The 1,464-nt window shown below is 69.1% G+C and carries 1 protein-coding gene; it reads right to left on the bottom strand.

Going from position 1 to position 1,464, the window contains the following annotated elements:
* A partial coding sequence (locus AC07DS_RS46295; protein WP_479154738.1) for an LCP family protein occupies positions 1-1,464 on the bottom strand: 1,464 nt, incomplete at its 5' end.

Below are 1,464 nucleotides of genomic sequence, written 5' to 3' on the forward strand. Positions count from 1 at the left end.
TCATTCGTCGGAGTCGGGCTTGGTGCGTGCCGCCGTGTATGCCTGGGCCGGTGTCATGGGGACGCCGCCCAGTTCGACGGTCTTGTAGGGGCTGACCTTGGCGCAGGTCCTGGCCTGGTCGGCGGTCTGGGCGTGGGCGTTGGAGACGGCGGCCTTGGTGTCCGCGGGTGCGGACGAGGAGGCGCCGCCGGGGTAGCTGGTGCCGCTGGGCCAGTCGCTGCCGATGACCAGGGTCAGGCCGGTGCCGGTGCCCTGCTTCAGGTGCGGGGCGGACAGTCCCAGTGCCTTCGCGGCCGTTCGGGCCTCGCCCTTGTGGCCGGTGCCGTAGGTGAGGGTGGTGGTGGCCGCGGGGCTGGGGGCGTTGGCGGTGGTGGTGTCCGGGCTGAAGCCCTGCCCGGTCAGGGCGGCCGCGACAGCGGAGGCGCGGCCGGTGACCGTGGTGCCGTTCTCCACCGTGACCGCGATCCGGGACCTGGGCACGGCCGGGGTCTTCGCGGTCGCCGAGGCGGCCGCGGACTTCCTTCCGGAGCCGGTGGTCAGGGACTGGTCACCGGCGATGGTCGCGAACAGCGTCCTGGCGCCCGCCCCGACGACGACACGGTTGTTGTCGTTCGGGTCGGTGCCGGTCTGCATCGTGGTGAAGGTCATCCGCTTGGTGGGGACCTTGTTCAGGTCCGACGCCAGCGCGATCAGCTTCTTCACCGAGCCCAGCCCGTCGTCCACCGTCAGCGCCTTGGTGGCCGCGTCCGCGAGGTCGTAGACCGCGCCGGGATCGGTGAGCGTGCCCGCGCTCTTGAACTTGCGGATCATCGCGCTCAGGAAGATGTGCTGCGAGACGGTCCGCCCCAGGTCGCTGCCGTCCCCGAACCCGTGCCGGGACCGCACGAACTCCAAAGCCGCCACCCCCTTGAGGGTGTGCGCGCCCTTGGACAGCTTCAGATGCGAGTAGGTGTCGTACACGTCGTCGCTGACACACACCGAGACACCGCCGACCGCGTCCGACATCTTCACCACACCCGAGAAGTCCAGCTTCACGAAGTGGTCGATGGGGATACCGGTCAGCTGGTGCACGGTGGCCACCTGACAGGCCGGACCGTACTGCAGCGCACTGTTGATCTGCCCGTAGTAGCCCGCCGTCGACCGACCGTTCGCACTGTCCTTGCACGCCGGGACCCGGGTCATCGTGTCCCGCGGGATGCTCATCACCGTCGCGTTCGAACGGTCGGCGGATATGTGCACCACCATCTGCACATCCGCGTTGCTGCCCGTCTGCACCCCGGTCCGCGAACAACCCCCACCCAGCTTGCAGTCCGCCTTGCTCGTCCGGCCGTCCGACCCCATCACCAGAAGGTTGATCGGCGTACGCCCGAACGCATCCGCCTTCTCCGAACCGCCCTTGCCGTCCAGCGAGACACTCTGGATGTTGCCGTTCAGATGCTGGTAGAACCACCAGCCCGCGCCGGC

Source organism: Streptomyces sp. NPDC044064, assembly GCF_056434245.1.